This is a genomic window from Pseudomonas sp. S10E 269 (genome assembly GCF_002798465.1).
GTDB classification, from domain to species: domain Bacteria; phylum Pseudomonadota; class Gammaproteobacteria; order Pseudomonadales; family Pseudomonadaceae; genus Aquipseudomonas; species Aquipseudomonas pergaminensis.
Genome location: NZ_PHIJ01000001.1, coordinates 454,812 through 477,310, shown reverse-complemented (window position 1 = coordinate 477,310; position 22,499 = coordinate 454,812). Strand labels below are relative to the sequence as shown.

21 protein-coding genes are annotated in these 22,499 nt (G+C 61.2%); 11 read left to right on the top strand and 10 right to left on the bottom strand.

All coding sequences use genetic code 11. The features are described from left to right. Window positions 1-92 precede the first annotated feature (92 nt). On the bottom strand, window positions 93-917 hold the full coding sequence (locus CWC48_RS02310) for an aspartyl/asparaginyl beta-hydroxylase domain-containing protein (RefSeq protein WP_100491264.1): 825 nt from the start codon (window positions 915-917) through the stop codon (window positions 93-95). Between the two features lie 310 nt (window positions 918-1,227). Here CWC48_RS02310 and fabV point away from each other — a divergent pair, with 310 nt between their 5' ends. Together fabV and CWC48_RS02300 are read left to right on the top strand one after the other, a co-directional pair. Next, on the top strand, window positions 1,228-2,421 hold the full coding sequence (gene fabV / locus CWC48_RS02305) for an enoyl-ACP reductase FabV (RefSeq protein ID WP_100491263.1): 1,194 nt from the start codon (window positions 1,228-1,230) through the stop codon (window positions 2,419-2,421). 241 nt (window positions 2,422-2,662) lie between these two features. Then, window positions 2,663-3,286 (top strand): HAD family phosphatase, encoded by a 624-nt coding sequence (locus tag CWC48_RS02300; RefSeq protein ID WP_100491262.1) that lies wholly within the window; start codon window positions 2,663-2,665, stop codon window positions 3,284-3,286. Here CWC48_RS02300 and CWC48_RS02295 read toward each other — a convergent pair. Continuing rightward, the gene (locus tag CWC48_RS02295; RefSeq protein WP_078047474.1) at window positions 3,283-4,188 is read right to left on the bottom strand and encodes a LysR family transcriptional regulator; all 906 of its coding nucleotides are present in this window, start codon (window positions 4,186-4,188) and stop codon (window positions 3,283-3,285) included. The two genes, CWC48_RS02300 and CWC48_RS02295, sit on opposite strands and share 4 nt — an antisense overlap. A gap of 102 nt (window positions 4,189-4,290) precedes the next feature. Between CWC48_RS02295 and CWC48_RS02290 the strand changes: the two genes are divergently transcribed. Then, the gene (locus CWC48_RS02290; protein WP_100491261.1) at window positions 4,291-5,460 is read left to right on the top strand and encodes an aspartate aminotransferase family protein; all 1,170 of its coding nucleotides are present in this window, start codon (window positions 4,291-4,293) and stop codon (window positions 5,458-5,460) included. Between the two features lie 121 nt (window positions 5,461-5,581). Here CWC48_RS02290 and punR read toward each other — a convergent pair whose 3' ends face one another. Further along, entirely contained in the window at window positions 5,582-6,496 is a 915-nt protein-coding gene (gene punR / locus CWC48_RS02285; RefSeq protein ID WP_078047476.1) for a DNA-binding transcriptional activator PunR, read from the bottom strand. 122 nt (window positions 6,497-6,618) lie between these two features. On the opposite strand from punR, the gene punC reads away from it, so the two are divergent. After that, window positions 6,619-7,803 carry a purine nucleoside transporter PunC gene (gene punC, locus CWC48_RS02280; RefSeq protein ID WP_099494461.1) on the top strand — a complete coding sequence of 395 codons (1,185 nt, stop codon included), beginning with the start codon at window positions 6,619-6,621 and terminating at the stop codon, window positions 7,801-7,803. A gap of 127 nt (window positions 7,804-7,930) precedes the next feature. Here the strand turns inward: punC and CWC48_RS02275 are convergent, their stop codons facing one another. Next, window positions 7,931-8,764 (bottom strand): nucleoside-binding protein, encoded by an 834-nt coding sequence (locus tag CWC48_RS02275; RefSeq protein ID WP_100491260.1) that lies wholly within the window; start codon window positions 8,762-8,764, stop codon window positions 7,931-7,933. 158 nt (window positions 8,765-8,922) lie between these two features. Here CWC48_RS02275 and CWC48_RS02270 point away from each other — a divergent pair, with 158 nt between their 5' ends. Then, a complete protein-coding gene (locus CWC48_RS02270; protein WP_078050883.1) occupies window positions 8,923-10,425 on the top strand; it encodes a nucleobase:cation symporter-2 family protein in 1,503 nt (500 codons plus the stop codon). Window positions 10,426-10,469: 44 nt separating this feature from the next. Here the strand turns inward: CWC48_RS02270 and CWC48_RS02265 are convergent, their stop codons facing one another. Beyond that, window positions 10,470-11,402 carry a proline iminopeptidase-family hydrolase gene (locus CWC48_RS02265; protein WP_078047479.1) on the bottom strand — a complete coding sequence of 311 codons (933 nt, stop codon included), beginning with the start codon at window positions 11,400-11,402 and terminating at the stop codon, window positions 10,470-10,472. 92 nt (window positions 11,403-11,494) lie between these two features. Continuing rightward, window positions 11,495-12,259: a LuxR family transcriptional regulator gene (locus CWC48_RS02260; protein WP_100491259.1), complete on the bottom strand. Its 765-nt coding sequence runs from the start codon at window positions 12,257-12,259 to the stop codon at window positions 11,495-11,497. A gap of 183 nt (window positions 12,260-12,442) precedes the next feature. Here CWC48_RS02260 and CWC48_RS02255 point away from each other — a divergent pair, with 183 nt between their 5' ends. The 6 genes from CWC48_RS02255 to CWC48_RS02230 are packed head-to-tail and all read left to right on the top strand — an operon-like array spanning window position 12,443 to window position 18,603. After that, window positions 12,443-13,330, top strand: a complete 888-nt coding sequence (locus CWC48_RS02255) for a proline iminopeptidase-family hydrolase (protein ID WP_099494464.1) — start codon at window positions 12,443-12,445, stop codon at window positions 13,328-13,330. Window positions 13,331-13,333: 3 nt separating this feature from the next. Further along, window positions 13,334-14,281 carry an ABC transporter permease gene (locus CWC48_RS02250; protein WP_012722919.1) on the top strand — a complete coding sequence of 316 codons (948 nt, stop codon included), beginning with the start codon at window positions 13,334-13,336 and terminating at the stop codon, window positions 14,279-14,281. Beyond that, entirely contained in the window at window positions 14,278-15,135 is an 858-nt protein-coding gene (locus CWC48_RS02245; protein ID WP_078047482.1) for an ABC transporter permease, read from the top strand. The genes CWC48_RS02250 and CWC48_RS02245 overlap by 4 nt, the downstream gene beginning before the upstream one ends. Then, the gene (locus CWC48_RS02240) at window positions 15,132-16,088 is read left to right on the top strand and encodes an ABC transporter ATP-binding protein (RefSeq protein WP_099494467.1); all 957 of its coding nucleotides are present in this window, start codon (window positions 15,132-15,134) and stop codon (window positions 16,086-16,088) included. The genes CWC48_RS02245 and CWC48_RS02240 overlap by 4 nt, the downstream gene beginning before the upstream one ends. After that, a complete protein-coding gene (locus CWC48_RS02235) occupies window positions 16,085-17,056 on the top strand; it encodes an ABC transporter ATP-binding protein (protein ID WP_100491258.1) in 972 nt (323 codons plus the stop codon). The genes CWC48_RS02240 and CWC48_RS02235 overlap by 4 nt, the downstream gene beginning before the upstream one ends. A gap of 32 nt (window positions 17,057-17,088) precedes the next feature. Continuing rightward, window positions 17,089-18,603: an ABC transporter substrate-binding protein gene (locus CWC48_RS02230; RefSeq protein ID WP_099494469.1), complete on the top strand. Its 1,515-nt coding sequence runs from the start codon at window positions 17,089-17,091 to the stop codon at window positions 18,601-18,603. Between the two features lie 128 nt (window positions 18,604-18,731). Here the strand turns inward: CWC48_RS02230 and CWC48_RS02225 are convergent, their stop codons facing one another. The 4 genes from CWC48_RS02225 to CWC48_RS02210 all read right to left on the bottom strand — a co-directional run bounded on the left by CWC48_RS02225 (window position 18,732) and on the right by CWC48_RS02210 (window position 22,430). Next, complete coding sequence (locus CWC48_RS02225) at window positions 18,732-19,472, bottom strand: YciK family oxidoreductase (RefSeq protein WP_034102626.1); 741 nt, start codon at window positions 19,470-19,472, stop codon at window positions 18,732-18,734. A gap of 187 nt (window positions 19,473-19,659) precedes the next feature. Beyond that, on the bottom strand, window positions 19,660-20,331 hold the full coding sequence (mupP, locus tag CWC48_RS02220) for an N-acetylmuramic acid 6-phosphate phosphatase MupP (protein WP_100491257.1): 672 nt from the start codon (window positions 20,329-20,331) through the stop codon (window positions 19,660-19,662). A 4-nt stretch (window positions 20,332-20,335) separates the two neighbouring features. Continuing rightward, window positions 20,336-21,034: a bifunctional 2-polyprenyl-6-hydroxyphenol methylase/3-demethylubiquinol 3-O-methyltransferase UbiG gene (gene ubiG, locus CWC48_RS02215; protein WP_003189760.1), complete on the bottom strand. Its 699-nt coding sequence runs from the start codon at window positions 21,032-21,034 to the stop codon at window positions 20,336-20,338. A 64-nt stretch (window positions 21,035-21,098) separates the two neighbouring features. Then, window positions 21,099-22,430: a TRZ/ATZ family hydrolase gene (locus CWC48_RS02210; RefSeq protein WP_100491256.1), complete on the bottom strand. Its 1,332-nt coding sequence runs from the start codon at window positions 22,428-22,430 to the stop codon at window positions 21,099-21,101. Window positions 22,431-22,499: the final 69 nt, after the last annotated feature.

Sequence of the window (22,499 nt, the reverse complement as noted above, 5' to 3'; positions counted from 1 at the left end):
GATGGGCGCCGATTTCGGTCGCACGAGACAGTTATTTACCTCAGGCGCAAGGCCGAGCGCAAACACCGTCCAGTACCATCATGCCGCAGAACTTACTGAATCAGCTTCCAGTTTTTGTAGAAAACCCGACGCAGGGTAAACGCCATGCCGGCAAACCCAGCGATCACGGCGTTGAGAACCAGGGGCACCGGGGTCGGCCGCACGATATCGATGAACAGGCAGTAACGCTTGGCATCGTTTTTGTTGAAAGACGCATGCATCAAGGTGTCATCGAAAATAAACAACGGGTCGTCGTGCCAGTAATGCTTGTGCTTGCCCACCTGGATGTAGACGCCCTCGTGATGGGGCGCCGGAGCCATGTTGTAGAGCACGCGGAACATCATGCGCAGCGGGCCGAAGTGGAAGGACGTCGAGCGGTTTTCATTGAACACCGACACGCCAATGGTCTTCACGAACGGCAGTTTTTCGCGCAGTTGCGGAATATCCAGGGTGGTTTCGATGGCTTGGCCGTACCACTGGAAAAACAGCATGCCGCGCTTCTTCTCGGCCATGCGTTCGTCCAGGTACCCGATGATTTCGTCCTTGTGGGCCATGGCGTTATCGATCACCTGTTGCAGGTCCTCGCGCCAGGCCGGTGGCAGGTCGGCCATCGTGTAGACGTGACGGTTACGCGAGCTCAACAGGTCGAACAGGGTGTTGAACGGCGCCAGCAGCCAGGTGTTGCGACCGCTGCCGATGAAGTATTTCTTGAGGGTGGGCGCGTCATACAGGCCATTACGCAGGAAGTCGTAGACGCCGCACACTACGACTAGGCCGAGAAACACCAGCGTGGTTTCGGGGAACACATCAATGATCAGCAGCACGCCGAGTACCCAGGCGATCGATACCGCTTTTTTACGCAAAGCAGGCTTATTCATGTAACTCAGCTCCAGCAGGACGCCATTCGACAAGTCCTGATCCCTGGCTGCGAGTGGTGGGGTTTTTGAAACATATTGAAACAACTGCGTCATGATAAGGCGTTCGAGGCTGGATAGGCGTTTTAAATATTGCGAAATTGTGAAGGCTTTACACAGTTTTTAACCCTTGTAGCACTGAGTGGATTGGATTTTGTAAACGGAAGATTTGCGACTATCGTGACGCTTCGGTTTTTTGGACGTCATAGAACGGTACGATTGAAGTTGAATGGCCACCACTGGCCTTCGGCACCTTGGAAGAGGCAGAAATTTTATGATCATCAAACCGCGGGTTCGTGGCTTCATCTGTGTGACCGCTCACCCTGTTGGCTGTGAAGCGAACGTCAAAGAGCAGATCGACTACGTCACTCAGCACGGCGTCATCGAAGGCGGCCCGAAAAAGGTCCTGGTCCTCGGTGCATCCACCGGTTACGGCCTGGCCGCGCGCATCAGTGCTGCCTTTGGCTGCGGCGCCGACACCCTGGGCGTGTTTTTTGAGAAAGAAGGCGAAGAAGGCAAGCTGAGCTCCGCCGGCTGGTACAACAGCGCCGCGTTCGAGAAGTTTGCCGTCGAGAAAGGCCTGTACGCCAAGAGCATCAACGGCGACGCGTTCTCCGACGAGATCAAGCGCCTGACCATCGAAACCATCAAGAAAGACCTGGGCAAGATCGACCTGGTTGTCTACAGCCTGGCCGCGCCTCGCCGTACCGACCCGCAAGGCGTGGTGCACAACTCCACCCTCAAGCCGATCGGCAAGGCCGTGACCCTGCGCGGCATCAACACCGACAAAGGCGTTGTGGTCGACACCACCCTTGAGCCCGCTACCCAGGAAGAAATCGACGGCACCGTGAAAGTCATGGGCGGCGAAGACTGGCAGCTGTGGATCGATGCCCTGCGTGACGCCGACGTCCTGGCCGAAGGCGCCAAGACCACCGCGTTCACCTACCTCGGTGAAAAGCTGACCCAGGACATCTACTGGAACGGCTCCATCGGCGAAGCCAAGAAAGACCTCGACAAGAAAGTCCTGACCCTGCGCGACAACCTCGCGGCACTCAAGGGCGACGCCCGTGTGTCGGTACTCAAGGCCGTGGTCACCCAGGCCAGCTCCGCGATCCCGATCATGCCGCTGTACCTGTCGCTGCTGTTCAAGGTGATGAAAGAGCAGGGCACCCACGAAGGTTGCATCGAGCAAGTCTACGGCCTGTTCAAGGACAGCCTGTACGGCAAAGAGCCTAAGCTCGACGCCGACGGCCGCCTGCGTGCCGACCTGGCCGAGCTGGAACCCAAAGTCCAGGACGCCGTGGCAGCACTGTGGAACCAGGTCACCGACGACAACGTCAACGAGATCAGCGATTTTGCCGGCTACAAGGCGGAGTTCCTGCGTTTGTTCGGCTTTGAAGTCGCTGGCGTCGATTACGAAGCGGATGTAAACCCGACCGTCAAGATCAATGGCCTGATCCAGGCCTGAACACGGCCGAACCTGTAGCAACTGGCTTGCTGCGAGAGCCGGGCTTGCCCGCGATGCAGGCACCGAGGTGTAGCTGATACACCTCGGTGATGTCATCGCAGGCAAGCCAGCTCCCACACCCACCCTTTCCGCCAGTTGATCTGTTTGTTATTCAGAGCCCTCCTACGCGTCAACGCGTGACCCCTGCCGACCAGAATCTGCCAGACTTCATCCGCTATCACTCACGCTAACGGAGGATCTGATGACGATTCGTGCAGTAGTTTTTGATTTCGGCGGTGTCCTGTTCGATTGGAACCCGCATCACCTGTATCGCAAGCTGATTGCCGACGACCGTGAGCGGCAATGGTTTCTCGACAACATCTGCACCCAGGCCTGGAACACCGAGCAGGACGCTGGCCGCACCCTGGCAGACGGCACCCGCAGCCTGATCGAGCAACATCCCCATCATGAGCGCCTGATCCAGGCCTATTACGACCGTTGGCACGAAATGCTGCGTGGCCCGTTGCCAGACGGCGTGGCGATCCTCAACGCGTTGCACCAGGCCGACATGCCGCTGTTCGGGCTTACCAACTGGTCTGCCGAGACGTTCCCCTATGCGCGGGCCAATTACCCGTTCCTGCAGTACTTTCGCGACATCCTGGTGTCCGGCGAGCTGAAGCTGATCAAGCCGGATGCGGCGATCTATCACGCCAGCCTCAGCCAGGTACGCGCCCACTTGCCGGATATCCAGCCGGCTGAAGTGGTGTTTATCGACGATGTTGCCGGCAATATCGAAGCGGCGGTTGCCTTGGGTTGGCAGGGGATTCACCACGTATCGGCCGAGCGTACGGCGGCGCGCCTGCACGAATTAGGCGTGGACTACTAGCGCGCCCACTTCTCCATGGCGAAATCCACAAAGGCGCGCAGCTTGGGCAGGCGATAACGGTCCTGGCCGTAGAGCAGGTGCATCGGGCGGCTGGGCAGTCGATAGGTGGTCAGCAAGGCCACCAGCTTGCCGCTGTCCAGGTCCGGCTGCACCAGGGCATCGGCCAGCATGATGATGCCCATGCCGTTTACAGCCGCCTGGCGCAGACCTTGCGAGCTGTTGATGGTCAATGAGCCAGACACCGGAATTTGCACCTCGCCGGCATCGTCGGTCATGCGCCAGAGCTTTTCGGAGTCGCGCCAGTTGTCACTTGCCGGGTAGGCGAACGCCAGGCAGTTGTGCTGCTGCAGGTCATCGGGGGTTTGCGGTGTGCCGTGTCGCGCCAGGTAGGCCGGTGACGCGCAGAGGGTGAGGGTGTAGTCCTGCAATGGCCTGGCGATCAGGCTGGAGGTTTCCAATTCGCCAAGACGGATCGCCACGTCGAAGCCGCTGTCGACCAAATCCATGCGCTCATTGCTCAGGACCACGTAAAGGTTGATCTGCGGGTAGCGCCGGGAAAACTCGCTCAAGGCCGGTGTCAGGCGTTCGGTGCCGAACACGGGGGGCGCGGTGATACGCAGCGTGCCTTTGGGAATGTCGCTGTGGGCCTGCTCGGCCAGCTGCTCGGAGTCGGCCACCAAGCCCAGTACTTCCAGGCAACGCTGGTAATACTGCCCACCAAATTCCGTAAGGCTTTGTTTGCGCGTGGTGCGCTTGAGTAGGCTGACCCCCAGTCGCTGCTCCAGGGCGCGCAAATGGTTGCCGACCATGGTGGTGGACATCCCACAGGCCTGGGCCGCCGCCGTCATGCTGCCGGTCTCGACCACTTTCACGTACACCGACATTGCCTGGAACAGGTCCATTATCAAGTCCTGGTTTAAAGTCATTGCAGAGATGTGCAGTTTATCCAGCTCAGGTGGCTAACGATACTGCAGTCATCCCTACGATGCACCGGAGCCCGCACCATGACCGCCGCCTGCCTGATGACCACTTACCAACCCCTGGCCCTGAGCTTCACCCGCGGCCTCGGCACGCGCCTGTGGGACCAGCAGGGGCGCGAATACCTGGACGCCGTGGCCGGTGTGGCGGTGACCAATGTCGGCCACTCGCACCCCAGGCTGGTGGCGGCGATCAGCGAGCAGGCTGGCTTGCTGTTGCATACCTCCAACCTCTACAGCATCGACTGGCAGCAACGGCTGGCCCAGCGTCTCACTCAACTGTCTGGCCTGGACCGCGCCTTTTTCAACAACTCCGGTGCCGAAGCCAACGAAACCGCGCTGAAACTTGCGCGCCTGCATGGCTGGAAAAAAGGCATCGAGGAACCCTTGGTGGTGGTGATGGAAAACGCCTTTCATGGCCGCACGCTCGGCACGATGGCGGCCAGCGATGGGCCGTCGGTGCGCTTGGGCTTCCAGCGCTTGCCGGGGGATTTTCTCAAGGTGGCCTTTGGTGATATCGCTGCGATAGAAGCCATCACACACGCATTCGGCGCGCGCATCGCAGCGGTCCTGCTGGAGCCTATCCAGGGTGAAAGCGGTGTGCTGCCGGCCCCGCCGGGCTACCTGCTGGCCCTGCGTGACCACTGCACGCGCCACGGCTGGCTGCTGATGCTGGATGAAATCCAGACCGGCATCGGCCGCACCGGCGCCTGGTTCGCCTTCCAGCATGAAGGCATTGTCCCGGACGTGATGACCCTGGCCAAAGGCCTCGGCAACGGCGTGCCGATCGGTGCCTGCCTGGCCCGGTCCGCCGTGGCCCAATTGTTCACACCGGGCAGCCACGGCAGCACCTTCGGCGGCAATCCCTTGGCGTGTCGGGTGGGGTGCACCGTACTGGACATCATTGAAGAACAAGGCTTGCTGCAGAACGCCGCGCAGCAGGGGGAGCGCTTGCTGGCGCGGTTGCAGGTAGAACTGAGCGAGCACCCGCATGTACTGGCGATTCGCGGGCGGGGGTTGATGATAGGTATTGAGCTGACCCACCCTTACCGGGACCTGGCCCAGCGTGCCGCTCAGGAGCATGGGTTGTTGATCAATGTGACGCGCGGCAAGGTCATACGCCTGCTGCCGCCACTGACCCTGGATGCCAAGGAAGTCGAGATGATCGTGCGAGCCATTACCCGTCTATTGGATTGAAATGACATTCACCCTGTGGGAGCGGGCTTGCCCGCGATAGCGGTGTATCAGTCGAAATATTGGCAAACTGACACGCCGCCATCGCGGGCGAGCCCGCTCCCACAGGGGATCTCCATGGTTGTCAGGGATCGTTTCCGTTCAGCCACTCCTGGTTCATCGTCTCGGTATCCCCCAAATACTCCAACAACCACGCCATGGCCGGTGAAAGCTTGCTCTGCGCCCAGGCCACGCACGACGGGCTGGCCGGAAACGGTCGGCTCAGTCGCAACGCCACCAGCTCACCGCGTTCGATCCACGGCAGCACCTGGTGCGCCGGCGCCATGCCGACGCACAGGCCATCGCGCAGGCAATCGATTGCCGAGGACCAATTCGGCACAACCAACCGGCGCTGGTTATCCAGGGTCCAGGTGTCGCGCTTGGGCAGGTTGCGCGAAGTGTCGGTCATGCACAGCGAAGCAAAGGGGCGCAGCTGATCGTCGCTCAGCAACCCGTCGACGCTCGCCAGCGGATGCCGCGCGCTGACCACGCAGAGCCAGTTCAACAAGCCCATGTCGCGAAAGGTAAAGTGACTGGCCACCGGCACCGCGCTGGTGGCGCCGATCACAATGTCAGTGCGCTCATCCGCCAACGCATCCCACACGCCGTTGTACACCTCGTACTCCAGCAACAGCTCGACCTCGGGAAACTGCCGGTAGAAATCCACCACCAACTGCCGGCAGCGCTGGGGTTTGACGATGGAGTCCACCGCCACCTTCAACTGGCCACTCCAGCCATTGGCGACCTGCTGGCACAAGCGCCGTGTGCCGAGCATTTTTTTCATCACGCCACGGGCTTCGTCGATAAACAAGCGGCCCGCAGGTGTCAGCTCGACGTCGCGGTGGCGCCGCACGAACAGCGGCACCGCCAACCATTCTTCAAGCTGGCGCACCGTATAGCTGATGGCCGACGGCACCCGGTGCAGTTCCTGGGCGGCCGCGCTGAAACTGCCATGCCGCGCCACTGCATCGACCACATCCAGAGAATATTCGGACCACATGGCGGTTGCCTTCAAAAATATTGATAAGAGTGTCCAATTATTATCGCTTCACACATCAACTGCCAGCTTCATAATGGGCGCCAGTCAGCAAATAGTTTGATGGCAGGATTAGCAAGGCTTCGATGAAAAATTCTTTTGGTTTCACTGGGTATTTGGCGGGGCTGAGCATGCTCGGTTACCTCGCCATGGACATGTACTTGCCGGCGTTCGGCGCCATGGGCGAGCAGTTACAGATCGGTGCGGGCGCGGTAGGCGCCAGCTTGAGTATTTTCCTCGCCGGCTTTGCGGTGGGGCAGTTGTTATGGGGGCCGTTGTCCGATCGCCTGGGTCGCAAGCCGATCCTGCTCGCTGGCCTGAGCCTGTTTGTACTGGGCTGTGCGGGGATGTTCTGGGTCGAGACCGCGCCACAATTGCTGGCGCTGCGCTTCATCCAGGCGATCGGCGTGTGTTCCGCCGCCGTCAGTTGGCAGGCGCTGGTGATCGATCGCTACCCGGCAGATAAGGCTCATCGTGTGTTCGCCAGCATCATGCCGCTGATGTCGTTGTCGCCTGCGTTGGCGCCGCTGTTGGGCGCTATGGTGCTGAATCACTTTGGTTGGCAGGCGATCTTCGGTGTATTGCTGGGGGTGTCGGTGCTGCTGTTGCTGCCGACATTGTTCCTGCGCACGGTGGCGAAGCGTCCGACGGAGGAACGCAAACCCATGCGCCTCGGTTACGGGCAGTTGCTTACTTCCCGCGTGTTTACCGGAAATGTGCTGATCTTCGCCGCCTGTTCGGCGAGTTTTTTTGCTTGGCTGACCGCGTCACCGTTCATCTTGGGTGGCATGGGCTACAGCCCGAATGACATCGGCCTGAGCTACGTGCTGCCGACGCTGGCATTTCTGGTGGGCGGTTACAGCTGCCGCAGTGCCTTGCAGCACTTACCGGGCAAGACGTTGCTGCCCTGGTTGCTGCTGGCGTATTGCATCAGCATGGTGGCGTTGTACCTGGTTGCTACCTTGACCGTGCCAACCCTCACGACCCTGTTGATTCCGTTCTGCCTGATGGCGCTGTGCAACGGTGCCAGTTACCCCATCGTCGTGGCGAATGCGCTGATGCCGTTTGCGGAAAATTCCGGCAAGGCGGCGGCATTGCAAAACACCCTGCAACTGGGTCTGTGTTTCCTCAGCAGCCTGCTGGTGTCGTCGATGATCGAGCAACCGCTGCTGATTACCGTAATCGTGATGCTGGCGACCGCGCCACTGGCGGTGTTGGGTTACTGGCTGGCGAGGCCGAAAACCGATAGCTCCGAACTGGCTCGAATCTGAAGTGACAACGCGGTCAAAACTGTGGGAGCTGGCTTGCCTGCGATAGCATCGGCTCGGTGTACCTGATGCACCGAGTCGCTCGCATCGCAGGCAAGCCAGCTCCCACAGGTTGATTGGGTTTCTTCAGTCAGAAGGTGATTTCCATATTCACCGTCGGCGTCGATGTGCGGCTACCCCGGCCGCCATCTACGCCGAACTTGTTATGCCAATACTCGTAACCCACCCCAAGGTACAGGTTTGGCTTGACGCTTTTGCCCGGTCGCACCGCCACCATCAGCGCGGTGCGCATCAGGGCCTCCGGCGCGGTGTCGCGGCCGTGGTAGTCCTCGCCTTTTTCCCCGACGTAATTGATAAAACCCTGGAATTTCGCCGCATGGTTGGCGATCTCGAACGGGCGCATCCACGTCAGGTTGAGCATGTAGGTGTCGTCGAAGGTGTGGTTCGACTCCTGCGCGCCGGGGATGCCAGTGTGGTTCCTTTCCTTGTAGTACATCAGGCTCAGGTCCAGCACGCCGACGGTGTTGAACTTCAAGGTCGGGCCGACCACCAGGGCGCGCTTCTTGGCTGAGGCGAAGTTGTTGTTGCGGTTGGCATCGAAGCCCAGGGTCAGCGCGTAATCCTTGATCAACCCGGTGCCCAGCGGCACGTCGAACACCCGCGATGCGTACAACTGGTGGCGGTACACCGCGTACACCTCGCTCCCGCCATGATCGGTGCCCTTGCGTGGGTCACGGCTGTCGGACAGGAACACATCAAGGTTGAGAAAATTGCTGCCGTACCGGTAGCCACTGGTGTGGGTGAAGCTGTAAATGCGCTTGCTGAACTCGTCGGGGTTGTTCGGGTTGGTGAATTGCTGGCCGTAGCGAAATCCTACGCTGTTGTTCATCCATTCCACCGCAACGGCCTCCCCACCGCCGAGGAGGGTGAGTGCAACGGTCGCTCCCTGTAATGCCTTTTTCATTGTTCTGGGTCCTTTGGCGTTCTGGCTCATCACGGCCGGATTGTTTTTGTAACGCCGATGGAGGGTATCTTGTTCGATCGATTGTATACAACTCTATGGACATGCAGTCCAAACATTGCATACAGTGGCCGCACAACAAAAACAGAGAACCCCTCACCATGACTATCCCGAAGGCGTCACCGCAGCGGCCCGAAGATGAGAATCTCGGCGTCGCGGCCAACATGGCTTACGGCCTGCAACATGTGCTCACCATGTACGGCGGTATTGTCGCGGTACCGTTGATCGTCGGCCAGGCGGCCGGTTTGTCACCGGCGGATATCGGCCTGTTGATCGCCGCGTCGCTGTTTGCCGGTGGCTTGGCCACGCTGCTGCAGACCCTGGGCCTGCCGTTTTTTGGCTGTCAGTTGCCGCTGGTGCAGGGCGTATCGTTTGCCGGGGTGGCAACCATGGTGGCGATTGTCGGCAGTGATGGCGCCGGTGGTGTGCCAGCGATTCTCGGGGCGGTGATGGCCGCGTCGTTTATCGGGCTGCTGATCACTCCGGTGTTTTCGCGGATCACCAAGTTTTTCCCGCCGCTGGTGACGGGTATTGTGATCACCACCATCGGCCTGACCCTGATGCCCGTTGCGGCGCGCTGGGCCATGGGCGGCAACAGCCGCGCCGCGGATTTCGGCAGCATGTCCAACATCGGCCTGGCGGCGTTGACCCTGGTGCTGGTGTTGCTGCTGAGCAAGATCGGCAGCGCGACGATTTCGCGCCTGTCGATCCTGCTGGCGATGGTGATCGGCACCGTGATTGCGGTGTTCCTTGGCATGGCCGACTTCTCCGGCGTGGCCCAGGGCCCGATGTTCGGTTTCCCCACACCCTTCCATTTCGGCATGCCGACCTTCCATGTCGCGGCGATCATTTCCATGTGCATCGTGGTGATGGTGACCCTGGTCGAGACCTCGGCGGACATTCTGGCCGTGGGTGAAATCATCGACACCAAGGTCGACTCCAAGCGCCTGGGCAACGGCCTGCGCGCCGACATGTTGTCGAGTATGTTTGCGCCGATCTTCGGTTCGTTCACCCAAAGCGCGTTCGCCCAGAACGTCGGCCTGGTGGCGGTCACCGGGGTCAAGAGCCGCTTTGTAGTAGCCACGGGCGGTTTGTTCCTGGTGATTCTCGGGCTGTTGCCGTTCATGGGGCGCGTGATCGCGGCGGTGCCCACCTCAGTGCTGGGCGGTGCCGGGATTGTGCTGTTCGGCACCGTGGCGGCCAGTGGTATTCGCACCTTGTCCAAGGTCGATTACCGCAACAACATGAACCTGATCATCGTTGCCACTTCCATCGGTTTTGGCATGATCCCGATTGCCGCGCCAAGCTTCTACGATCACTTCCCGAGCTGGTTTGCGACCATCTTCCACTCGGGGATCAGTTCGTCGGCGATCATGGCGATCCTGCTGAACCTGGCGTTCAACCATTTCACCGCCGGCAATTCGGACCAGCAATCGGTGTTTGTGGCGGGGACCGAGCGCAGCCTGTGCTTCCGTGATGTGTCGGAGCTGCGTGATGGGGATTACTTCAAGGGCGGCAAGTTGTTTGATGCCGAAGGGAGGGAGATCCCGCTGGTGGCGGATGTCCCGAGGAAAACAACCAAGCCTGAGACGTCTGAAGTCTAACGCCACCCCTGTAGGAGCCGGCAAGCCGGCTCCTACATTGGGGGTCAGTTGGCCTTGCGTTCCTTGTAATGCACGGAACACACCTCATCCAGAAACTTCACCACGGTGCCCATGCACGCCTGGCGTTCTTCCACGTGGGGCATGTGGCTGGAGTCTTCAAACAGCGCCCAGCGCACATCCGCGATTTCATCCAGGAACGGCTTGACCACCAAGGGCGTGGCCTCGTCGTGCCGGCCGGAGATCACCAGCGTCGGTACATTGATCGCCGACAGGCGCCCGGTGGATTTCCAGTCCTTCAAGCTGCCAATCACATGGAACTCAGTCGGGCCGCTCATGGCGTGGTACACGGTTGGGTCTGAATCGACCTGGGCGAAGGTGCGCGCCACTTCTTCCGGCCACGGGATGACCCGGCACACGTGATGGTCATAGAACACCCGCGACGCGGCGAGGTATTCCGGGTCCTGATAGTTGCCGACGGCTTCGTGCTTGAGCAGGGTTTCATGCACGCCTTCGGGCAACAACTTGCGTAGGCGGTTGGCTTCGCTGACCCAGGTGCGCATGCACGTCGGCGAGTTGGCGGGGATAAAGGCACGCAGGCCCTTGGGTTGCAGGATCGCGTGTTCACTGCCGAGCATGCCGCCCCAGGATTGTCCGAGGATCGCGTAGTTATCGCTGATCTCCAGATGGTCCAGCAGGTTGTTGAGTTCTTCGAGGAACAGGCCCACGGTCCAGAAGGACGGGTCTTTGTCGGGCAGGTGGGTGGAGCGGCCGTTGCCCAACTGGTCGTAGTGGATCACGGCATGGCCGCTGGCCGCGACGTCCTTGAACGCGTCGACATAATCATGGGTGCATCCGGGGCCACCGTGGATAACCACCAGGGGTGTGCGGCCGCTGGAGAGGTCACCGGTGACGCGGTACCAGGTTTGGTAGGCGCCAAACGCCGCATACCCTTCGCGGATTTTTTCGATGAATTCCATTTCGTACCCTGCTCTGAAAAAATGATCAGGGACACGATAATGCGTAGGAGAAATTTAAGTAACTAGCAAAACAGCTAGGTTTTGCCCGGCGGTCAGTCGTCGAGCAAGCGGTAATGGGTGGCGCGCACCACCGCCTGGACGCGGTTCTTGGCCCCCAGCTTGTGCATCGCCGAAGCCAGGTGCAGGGTGACCACGGCCAGTGAGCGGCTCAATTGCGTGGCGATTTCGGCGGCGGTCAGGCCGTCGGCGGCCCATTTGAGGCACTCGCGTTCACGTTTGGTCAGGTGAATATGCGGGTAAGTGCGTAGCTCTTTGCTGAACAGCGGGTAGGCCGCTTCCTGCAAGGCGTGGGAAATCAGACTGAAGTCCGACAAGGTCTGCTGCGCATCCTGCAACACACTGCGGGCCTTGCCGGTACGCAGGCCGGTCAGCGAGGCGAAGCCGCCGCGGGGCAGGTGGATCGGCACGCTGACGCCGCAGGTCAACTGCTGGTCGTGCAGGTAGGACGAAACCGGCGCATGGCAGGGATCGATGATCTTTTGCAGAGGGGTATCGGCCTTGATGTCGTAGGACCACACGAACGGCGACACCGTGCTCAGGGCCAGATGTTGCACCGGGTCGATCTGGTAGAACCCTTCGCTGCACCACAAGGTGTGCCAGTCGGGCGGGGTGTTGCGCAGTTCCAGCACCGAAGGAGTGATCAATGCACCATCCTGGTCGATCGGCACCGGGGTGTAGTCATACACCAGTGCATCGAAGCCCAACTGCTGGGCGAGGACAAAGGTGTTGTCCATCTGCTCGTCCAGGCTCCTGCCCGGCATCAGACGGTGATTTAAGGCAGTCAGCTTGGCCAGCATCCGTTCTGCTCCCGAATTCATTTGAATCTCGACTTGCTGCAAGTAGAATGCCACGCCCCGGCGAAGGACTGCCAGGCCAAACCTATAAGAAATGCTAGGTTATGGACGCGCGGCATCCTCGGTAGTGTTGGCCTGATCGCGGCCCGCTACCTGCCAGGCCGACACTACACAAGGAATGTATGCATGTGGCGTGAAATTGCCCCCGACCAGCAGTACAACGTGCAAGTCGACGGCCATAACCTCGTGGTCTACAGCTTCGGCGAAGGCGATGAGGTGCTGCTGTGCCTCAACGGCGGGCCGGGCCTGCCGTGTGACTACTTGCGCGACGCCCATGGCTGGCTCAAGGACCATAACCTGCGAGTGGTTGCATTCGACCAGCTTGGCACGGGTGCATCAGCCAGACCCACCGATATTTCCCTGTGGGAAATCCGCCGTTATGTCGAAGAAGTCGAAACCGTGCGCCAGGCCCTGGGCCTGGGCCGCGTGCACTTGCTTGGGCATTCCTGGGGCGGCTGGCTCGGCATCGAATACGCCATTCATTACCCCGACGCCCTGAAAAGCCTGATCCTCGAAAACACCGTGGGCGACATTCCGCACCTGTCCCAGGAGCTGGAGCGCCTGCGTGGCGCCCTCGGCAGCGAAACCGTGGCCATGATGCAGCGCCACGAGGCCATGGGCACCCTCGACCACCCGCAATACCAAGCCGCGATCACCTTGCTCAACTACCGCCACGTGTGCCGCCTCGACGAATGGCCCGAGCCGGTCAAGCGGTCCCTGGGCGACTGGAACATGGGCCCCTACGAAACCATGCAGGGCCCCAACGAATTCCTCTACATCGGTAACCTCAAGGACTGGAACCGCATCCCCGAGATGGCCGAGTTCAAGATGCCGATCCTGATTACCACCGGCCAGCACGACGAACTCACGCCGGCCTGTGCCCTGCGCATGAAGCTCGCAGCCCGGCACGCCGAACTGCACGTCTTCCCCAACAGCAGCCATATGCCGTTCTATGAAGAACCCCAGGCATATTTCCCGGTGCTGCTGGACTTTCTCGCTCGTCACCGAGGCTGACGGATGAACCTGGCGCGCTACCGTTTTGTGCTGTCCCGGCCGCTGCAATTGCTGCCGGTGCTGTTTGGCATCAGCCTGATCACCTTTGTGCTGGTGCGCTCGATTCCCGGCGACCCGGCGCGCGCGCTGCTGGGCTCGCGCAGCACGCCCGACGCCTTGCTGAAGATCCGCGCCCAGTACGGCCTCGACCAGCCGCTGTGGCTGCAATATTTCTACTTCCTGAAGAACCTGCTCAAGGGCGACCTCGGCCAATCGCTGCTGTACAAGGTCGACGCCCTCAAGTTGATTGTCACCCGCATCGAACCCACGTTGGTCTTGGTGCTGGGCAGCGTGGTGCTGGCGCTGCTGATCGCGGTGCCGCTGGCGACGCTGGCCGCCCGCAACAAGGGCGGCTGGGCGGACAACCTGATCCGCGTGTTTACCACGGTTGGCCTGGGCATGCCGGCGTTCTGGCTGGGCTTGATGCTGATCCTGTTGCTGAGCGTGCAGTGGGGCTTGTTTCCCGTGTCCGGTTACGGCCGCACCTGGCTGGACAAGGCGCATCACATGGTGCTGCCATGCCTGACGATTGCCCTGGCGTTGTCGGCGGTGCTGGTGCGCAACCTGCGGGCGAGCATGTTGATGGAGTTGCAGGCTGACCATGTCACCGCCGCTCGCGCTCGTGGGCTGTCAGAAGCGGCGGTGTTTCGTCGCCATGTGTTGCCCAACTCCCTGGTGCCGGCGGTCAACCTGCTGGCGGTGAATATTGGCTGGCTGATCAGCGGCACCGTGGTGATCGAAAGCCTGTTCGCCATTCCCGGCATCGGCCAGTTGCTGGTGCGCGGCATCTTCACCCGCGACTACATGGTGGTGCAGGGCGTGGCCATGGTGCTGGCGTGCGCGACGGTGGTGGTCAACTTCATCGCCGACGTGGTAACCGTGGCCCTCGACCCACGGGTGAAGATGCAATGAGCAGCCGCCCGTTGATTGCCCCGTGGCGCTTGCGCCTGCGTTTTGGTTTGCGCAATGGCCGGCTGACCGCTGCGTGGGGCCTGTTGATTCTGCTGGTGTGGCTGGCGCTAGCGCTGTTTGCGCCGTGGGTCGCGCCCTATGACCCGATCGCACAGAACACTGATTTCAGTTTGCTCGGCCCCAGCCTTGCACATCCGTTTGGCACGGATAACTACGGCAGGGATATCCTTTCGAGGGTGATTTGGGGCGCGCGCATCGACCTGCAGTTGGCCATCATTGGGGTGATCTTCCCGTTCATGATTGGCACCTTCGTCGGTGCGGTCTCCGGCTACATCGGCGGGCGGTTTGACAGCGTCTGCATGCGCGTGATCGATGTGATCCTGGCCTTCCCGTTCCTGGTGCTGATGCTGGCGATCATGGCCATCCTCGGGCCGGGCCTGAAGAGCTTCTACATCGCCATGGCACTGGTGGGCTGGGTGTCATATGCGCGGCTGATCCGCTCGCAGATCCTGGTGCTCAAGGAAAGCGACTTTGCCCTGGCCGCCAAGAGCCTGGGCTTTGGCCACGGGCGCATTCTGTTCCGGCATCTGCTGCCCAATGCGATGTTTGGTTCGATTGTGTTTTCCATGTCTGACGCCGTGCTGGTCCTGCTCAATGGCGCCGCCGTCAGCTACCTGGGCCTGGGCGTGCAACCGCCAACTGCTGAGTGGGGCACCATGGTCGCCGAGGGGCAAGCCTTTATCACTACGGCCTGGTGGATTTGCACCTTTCCGGGCTTGGCCATCGTGACCCTGGCCATGGGCTTCAGCCTGCTGGCCGATGGTGTGGCACAAGTGCTGGGGGATCGCTCATGAGCCTGTTGCAAGTGCGCGACCTCAGTGTGATCGCCAACAACACCGGGCGCGATGTGACCCTGGTGGACCGCGTGTCCTTCGACTTGGCCGAAGGCGAGATCCTCGGCCTGGTGGGGGAAAGCGGCTCGGGCAAGACCATGGCCTGTCGCGGCTTGATGCGCCTGCTGCCATCGCCCAGCCTGCGCGTGCAAGGCGGTGCGGTGCGGCTGGCCGGCCAGGAGCTGCTGTCATTGGATGACGCCGGCATGCGTGCCGTGCGCGGTGGTCAGTTGGGCATGATCTTCCAGAACCCCAGCAGCCACCTCGACCCGTTGATGCGCATCGGCGAGCAGATTGCCGAGGGCATCCGACTGCATCAAGGTGCGTCGAAAAAAGACGCGCGCCTGCAGGCCATCGAGGTGCTGCGCCAAGTGGGCATCCCCGATCCCCAGGCGCGGGTCGACAACTACCCCCACGAGTTTTCGGGTGGCATGCGCCAGCGCGCGATGATCGCCGTCGCCCTCGGCTGCAACCCCAAAGTGCTGATCGCCGACGAACCGACCACGGCCCTGGATGTGACGGTGCAGGCGCAGATCCTGCGGTTGCTGCTGGACCTGCGTGATCAGCGCGGGCTGTCGATCATCATGATTACCCACGACCTCGGCGTGGTCGCGCAAACCTGCGATTCCATCGCCGTGATGTACGCCGGGCGCCTGTGCGAGCACGGCAGCAAATACGACCTGCTGGCTCGCCCGCAGCACCCGTACACTGCCGGGCTGATTGACTGCCAGCCTGCCCACAGCAGCGGCCACGCCTTGCTGCGCACCATTCCCGGTCAGCCGCCATTGCTGGACGCGTTGCCCACTGGCTGCCGGTTCAACCCGCGCTGCCCGCAGGTCGGCACCTTGTGCACCGAGGTGCTGCCGCAAGGCGCGCGAGTCGCCTGTCATTACCCGTTGGGAGCGCAGCCATGAGCCTGTTGCAGATCAAGGACCTTGAGGTGAAGTTTGCCGCGTCCGGCACCGGCCTGTTCGGCTTGAACAAACAGTGGGTGAGGGCGGTGAACGGCGTATCGCTGAACCTGGCGGCTGGCGAAACCCTTGGACTGGTAGGTGAGTCAGGCAGCGGCAAAAGCACCCTGGGCCGCGCCATTTTGCACCTCAACCCGATCAGTGCCGGGCAGGTGCTGTTCGATGGCGTCGACATGGCCCATGGCAGCGCCATCGACATTGCTCGCCTGCGGCATGAATCCGCAATGATCTTCCAGGACCCGTACGCCGCGCTGAACCCGCGCCACACCATCGGCGAAACCCTCGCCGAAGTGTTGCGGGTGCAGCGCAAGGTTGCGCCCGCGCAGATTCCCGAACGCGTGAATGAACTGCTCGACCTGGTCGGCCTGCGCCCCGAACTGGCCAGCCGCAAACCCGGGTCCCTCAGCGGCGGCCAATGCCAGCGCATCGGCATTGCCCGGGCGCTGGCGGTCGAGCCGCGCCTGATCATCGCCGATGAGTGCGTGGCGGCGCTGGACGTGTCGATCCAGGGCCAGATCATCAACCTGTTGCTGGAACTGCAACAGCGCATGAACCTGGCGATCCTGTTTATTGCCCATGACCTGGCCATCGTGCGCCGCTTGTGCGACCGCGTGGCGGTGATGTACCTGGGCAAAATCGTCGAAGAAGGCCCGGTGGAGGCGGTCTTCACGGCGCCACGCCACCCGTACACGGCGGCGTTGATCCAGGCGATTCCCGAGATCGATCCCCATCGGCCATTGCCTACCGAACCCTTGCCGGGTGAACCACCGAGCCCGCTGAATTTGCCTACAGGCTGTGCCTTTCACCCGCGTTGCAGGCATGCCCGCTCACTGTGTTCCGTGGTATTGCCGCCAACGCATTTCCTGCACGAGCATCGGTACAGTTGCGTGCTTGAAGAACCTTTGCTTTGACCCTCTGCCATTCATTAACAAGGAGTTGTGATATGCAATCGCGCCACTTGAAGTTGCTCGCCGCCGCAACATTGACCGCCTGGTCGCTGACCGCCGGTTTCGCCCAGGCCGCTGGTGTCCTGACCATCGGCTGCCGTGAAGACAGCACCACGTTCGACCCGATCAAAAGCGCGCAAAACCGCGACACCTGGGTTTTCGCCAACGTCTACGACACCCTGGTGCGCGTCGACAACCTGGGCACCAAGATGGAACCGGGCCTGGCCGAAAGCTGGGACATTTCCAAGGACGGCCTGACCTACACCTTCAAGCTGCGTGATGCGAAGTTCTCCGACGGTTCGGCGATCACCGCCGACGATGCAGCGTTCAGCCTGCTGCGCATCCGCGACAACAAGGCTTCGCTGTGGGCTGACCCCTTCAACCTGATCAACACGGCCAAGGCATCGGACCCGAAAACCCTGGTGGTCACCTTGAAGACCCCGGCTGTGGCCTTCCTCTCGCAATTGGCGTCGCCGACGGTGTCGATCCTGTCGGAAAAAGCCATGACCAAGATGGGCGAAGACGCCTACTCGGAAAACCCGGTGACCTCCGGCGCCTTTACCGTGGACGAGTGGCGCAAGGGCGACCGCGTCATCCTGAAGAAAAACCCGAACTTCTGGCAGGCCAAGAACGTGAGCCTGGATGGCGTGGAGTGGGTGTCCGTCACCGACGACAACACGCGCATGCGCATGGTGCAGAACAACGAGCTGGACACGGCGATCTTCGTACCGTTCTCGCGGGTTGAAGAGTTGAAGAAAGACAAGAACGTGGTGATCCACGCCGACCCGTCCACCCGTGAAGATCATTTGCTGATCAACCACGACCACGGGCTGCTGGCCAAGCCGGAAGTGCGTCAGGCGCTGGACATGGCCATCGACAAACAATCGCTGGTGAAGACCGCCACTTACGGCCAAGGCACCGTGGCCTATTCCTACATTCCAAAAGGCTCGCTGTACCACTACGCCAACAACCTGCAACGCCCGTATGACCCGACCGCCGCCAAGAAGCTGCTGGAGCAGGCCGGTGCCAAGGACTTGAAGCTCAACTACGTGGTCAACGCCGGCAACGAGGCCGACGAGCAGATTGCGGTCATCATCAAGGATCAACTGGCCAAGGTCGGCGTAACCGCCAACCTGCAAAAGGTCGACCCGACCCAGAGCTGGCAGATGCTGGTGGACGGTGAGTACGATATTTCGGTGATGTACTGGACCAACGACATCCTCGACCCAGACCAGAAGACCACCTTCGTGCTGGGCCACGACACCAACCAGAACTACATGACCCGTTACAAGAACGACAAGGTCAAGGCATTGGTGGCCGCTGCGCGGATCGAAGCAGACCCGGTCAAGCGTGAGCAGATGTACGTGGAACTGCAGAAGCTGGCGAAACAGGATGTGAACTGGATCGACTTGTACTACAGCCCCTACATCAACATCTCACGTAAGAACGTGAGCAACTTCCTGCAAAACCCGCTGGGCCGTTTCACCCTCGAAGAAGTGGTGAAAAACTAAACCACACTGCTGAAAAATGTGGGAGGGGGCTTGCCCCCGATAGCGGTGGGACAGTCATTGTATCTGTTGACTGATCCACTGCAATCGGGGGCAAGCCCCCTCCCACATTTGGTTTTACAATGTGCCGGTTATTGCGCGTCGAACGCCTGGCCGTTGATGCCGGCACTGTCCGGTCCCATCAGGTACAGGTACACCGGCATGATCTCTTCCGGCGCAGGCCGTTCCATCGGGTTTTCCCCCGGATACGCCTGGGCGCGCATGCTGGTGCGGGTGCCGCCGGGGTTGATGCTGTTCGAGCGAACCGCCGCTACATCTTCGAGCTCGTCCGCCAGGGTTTGCATCAGGCCCTCAGTCGCAAACTTCGACACGCCATAAGCCCCCCAATAGGCCCGACCCTTGCGCCCGACACTGCTGGAGGTGAATACCACCGAGGCATCCTGGGACAATTTGAGCAGCGGCAACAGCGTGCTGGTCAGCATGAACATCGCATTGACGTTAACGTGCATGACCCGCATGAAATTCTCGCCGGACAACTGCTCGAGCGGCGTGCGTGGGCCGATGATCGAGGCGTTGTGCAGCAGGCCGTCGAGGTGGCCGAATTCCTTTTCGATCATCGCGGCCAGCTCATCGTATTGATGGGGCAGGGCGGTCTCCAGGTTGAACGGGATCACCACCGGTTGCGGCTGGCCGGCCGCTTCGATTTCGTCATACACCTGGGCCAGGTTGGCTTCGGTCTTGCCCAGCAACAGCACGGTAGCGCCATGGGCGGCGTAGGTCTTCGCCGCCGCCGCGCCGATCCCGCGACCGGCGCCGGTCACCAGGATGATGCGGCCTTTGAGCAGGTCTGGACGTGCGGAGTAATCAAACATAAATAGCCTCGACAAAATTCAGCAGGTTGCAGACACCAAACTTGAAAGCAACGTTGATCCCCTGTGGGAGCGGGCTTGCTCGCGAATGCGGAGTATCAGGCAGCAAATTTGGTCCTGATAGACCGCCTTCGCGAGCAAGCCCGCTCCCACATTTGGATCTTCATTGGTCAGTAGATTCGGTGAATAATCAGCAACTGCACAGTGCGTTATCCAGCACCTTGCGCAGTTCCAGCGGGTGATCCACCACCACATCGGCGCCCCAGTGGCGCGGGTTGTCGTCCGGGTGGATATAGCCGTAGGTGACCGCTGCGGTGCGGGTGCCGGCGTCGCGGCCGGACTCGATATCGCGCAGGTCATCGCCCACGAACAACACGCTGGCCGGGTCCAGGTCGAGCATCTTGCACGCCAGGATCATCGGCTCCGGGTCCGGCTTGCTGTTTTTTACGTGATCAGGGCAAATCAGCAGCGCCGAGCGCTCGGCCAGGCCCAGTTGCTGCATGATCGGTTCGGCAAAGCGCAGTGGCTTGTTGGTGACCACGCCCCAGATGAGGTTGGCCTTCTCGATGTCTTCCAGCAGCTCGGCCATGCCGTCGAACAGTTTGCTGTGGACCGCGCAGCCCTTGAGGTAACGCTCGAGGAATTCCAGGCGCAGTGCTTCGAAGCCTGGGGATTCCGGGTCCATCGAGAAGGTCACGGCGACCATCGCCCGCGCGCCGCCGGAGATCTCATCGCGGATATGCTCGGGGTTGATCGGCCCCAGGCCGCGCTCGGCCCGCATGGCCTGGCAGATGGCGATAAAGTCCGGCGCGGTGTCCAGCAGGGTACCGTCCATATCGAAGAGAACCGCTCGCAACTTCACAGGCTCACTCCTCGCGCAGGGTTTGGATCATGTAGTTGACGTCAACGTCGTTGGCCAGCTTGTAGTGCTTGGTCAGCGGGTTGTAGGTCAGGCCGATGATGTCCTTGACGGTCAGCCCGGCCTGGCGGCTCCAGGCACCCAGCTCGGACGGGCGGATGAATTTCTTGAAGTCATGTGTGCCGCGCGGCAGCAGCTTCATGATGTATTCGGCACCGATGATCGCGAACAGGTAGGCCTTGGGGTTGCGGTTGATGGTGGAGAAGAACACCTGGCCGCCGGGCTTGACCATGCGGAAGCACGCGCGGATCACCGAGGACGGGTCCGGTACGTGTTCCAGCATCTCAAGGCAGGTGACCACGTCGAACTGCTCGGGCATCTCTTCGGCCAGGGCTTCGGCGGTGATCTGGCGGTATTCCACGCTCACGCCGGATTCCAGTTGATGCAGTTGGGCCACGGCCAAGGGCGCTTCGCCCATGTCGATGCCCATCACGGTCGCGCCGCGCTGGGCCATGGCTTCGCTGAGAATACCGCCACCGCAACCCACGTCCAGCACCTTCTTGCCGGCCAGGTTGACGCGTTCGTCAATCCAGTTGACCCGCAGCGGGTTGATGTCGTGCAGCGGCTTGAATTCGCTCTCGCGGTCCCACCAACGGTGAGCCAGGGCTTCGAATTTGGCGATTTCGGCGTGGTCGACGTTGCTCATGGTGAATCCTCTAAACCTGATAAATCGTTTGGTCAGTTCTGAACCCTGAGGTTCAAAACCTTCGTTATTCGCTGTGCCCGCTGATGCGTTGGCCCCAGGCGATGGCCGTGGCGGTCAACTGTTGTTCATCCATGCGGGTCAATCGCCGGTCGTCGAGCAACTGCTTGCCGGCGACCCAAAGGTGTTTCACGCAATCGCGTCCGGTGGCATATATAAGCTGCGAGACCGGATCGTAGATCGGTTGTTGCGCCAGCCCCGACAGATCGAAGGCGACGATATCTGCCGCCTTGCCAACTTCCAGCGAGCCAATCTCGCTTTCCAGGCCCATGGCCCGCGCGCCGTTGAGCGTCGCCATGCGCAGGGCGCGATGGGCGTCCAGCGCGGTGGCAGAGCCGGCGACCGCCTTGGCGAGCATGGCTGCGGTGCGGGTTTCGCCCAGCAGGTCGAGGTCATTGTTACTGGCGGCGCCGTCGGTGCCGATCGCTACATTCACGCCAGCCTGCCACAGACGCTCCACCGGGCAAAAGCCGCTGGCCAGTTTCAGGTTCGATTCCGGGCAATGGATCACGCTGGTGTTGCTTTCTACCAGCAAAGCCAGGTCGTCCTCGCTGATTTGGGTCATATGAACGGCCTGGAAGCGCGGCCCCAACAGCCCGAGGCGACCCAGGCGCGCCAGTGGGCGCTCACCGGTCTGCTCGACGGCTTGCTGCACTTCGAAGGCGGTTTCGTGCACGTGCATATGGATCGCGGCGTCCAGCTCTTCGGCGATTACGCGGATTTTTTCCAGGTTGTCATCGCACACCGTATAGGGCGCGTGGGGGCCGAAGGTGATCTTGATGCGTGGGTGGTGCTTGAGGTCGCCGAACAACTCGATGCCCTGGCGCAGTGCCTCGTCGGGCGTGCTGGCGCCCGGAATCGGGAAGTCGAGGATCGGGATCGCGATCTGCGCGCGCATGCCGCTGTTGTGCACGCAGTCGCTGGCGACCTTGGGGTAGAAGTACATGTCGGAGAAGCAGGTGATGCCGCCCTTGATTTGCTCGGCGATGGCCAGGTCGGTGCCGTCGCGCACGAAGGCTTCATCGACCCACTTGGCCTCGGCGGGCCAGATGTGCTTTTCCAGCCAGGTCATCAGTGGCAGGTCGTCGGCCAGGCCGCGAAACAGGCTCATTGCCGCGTGGCCGTGGGCGTTGATCAGGCCGGGGCTGAGCAGCATGCCCGGCAGCTCGCGGGTCTCCAGGGCGGGCTGCTTCAAGGCGGCTTCGCGAGGGCCAATAAAGGCAATGCGCCCATCGCGTATGCCCAGGCCATGCTCTTTGAGCACCACGCCAGCGGGTTCGACAGGCACCAGCCATGTAGGCAGCAACAATAAGTCGAGCGGGGCGGCAGTGGCGGTCATCGCAGGCTTCTTCCCAGGCAGCTATAAAAGAAGGGCGAAGTATACCCGAGCGTCCTGGCTGGCGGATCG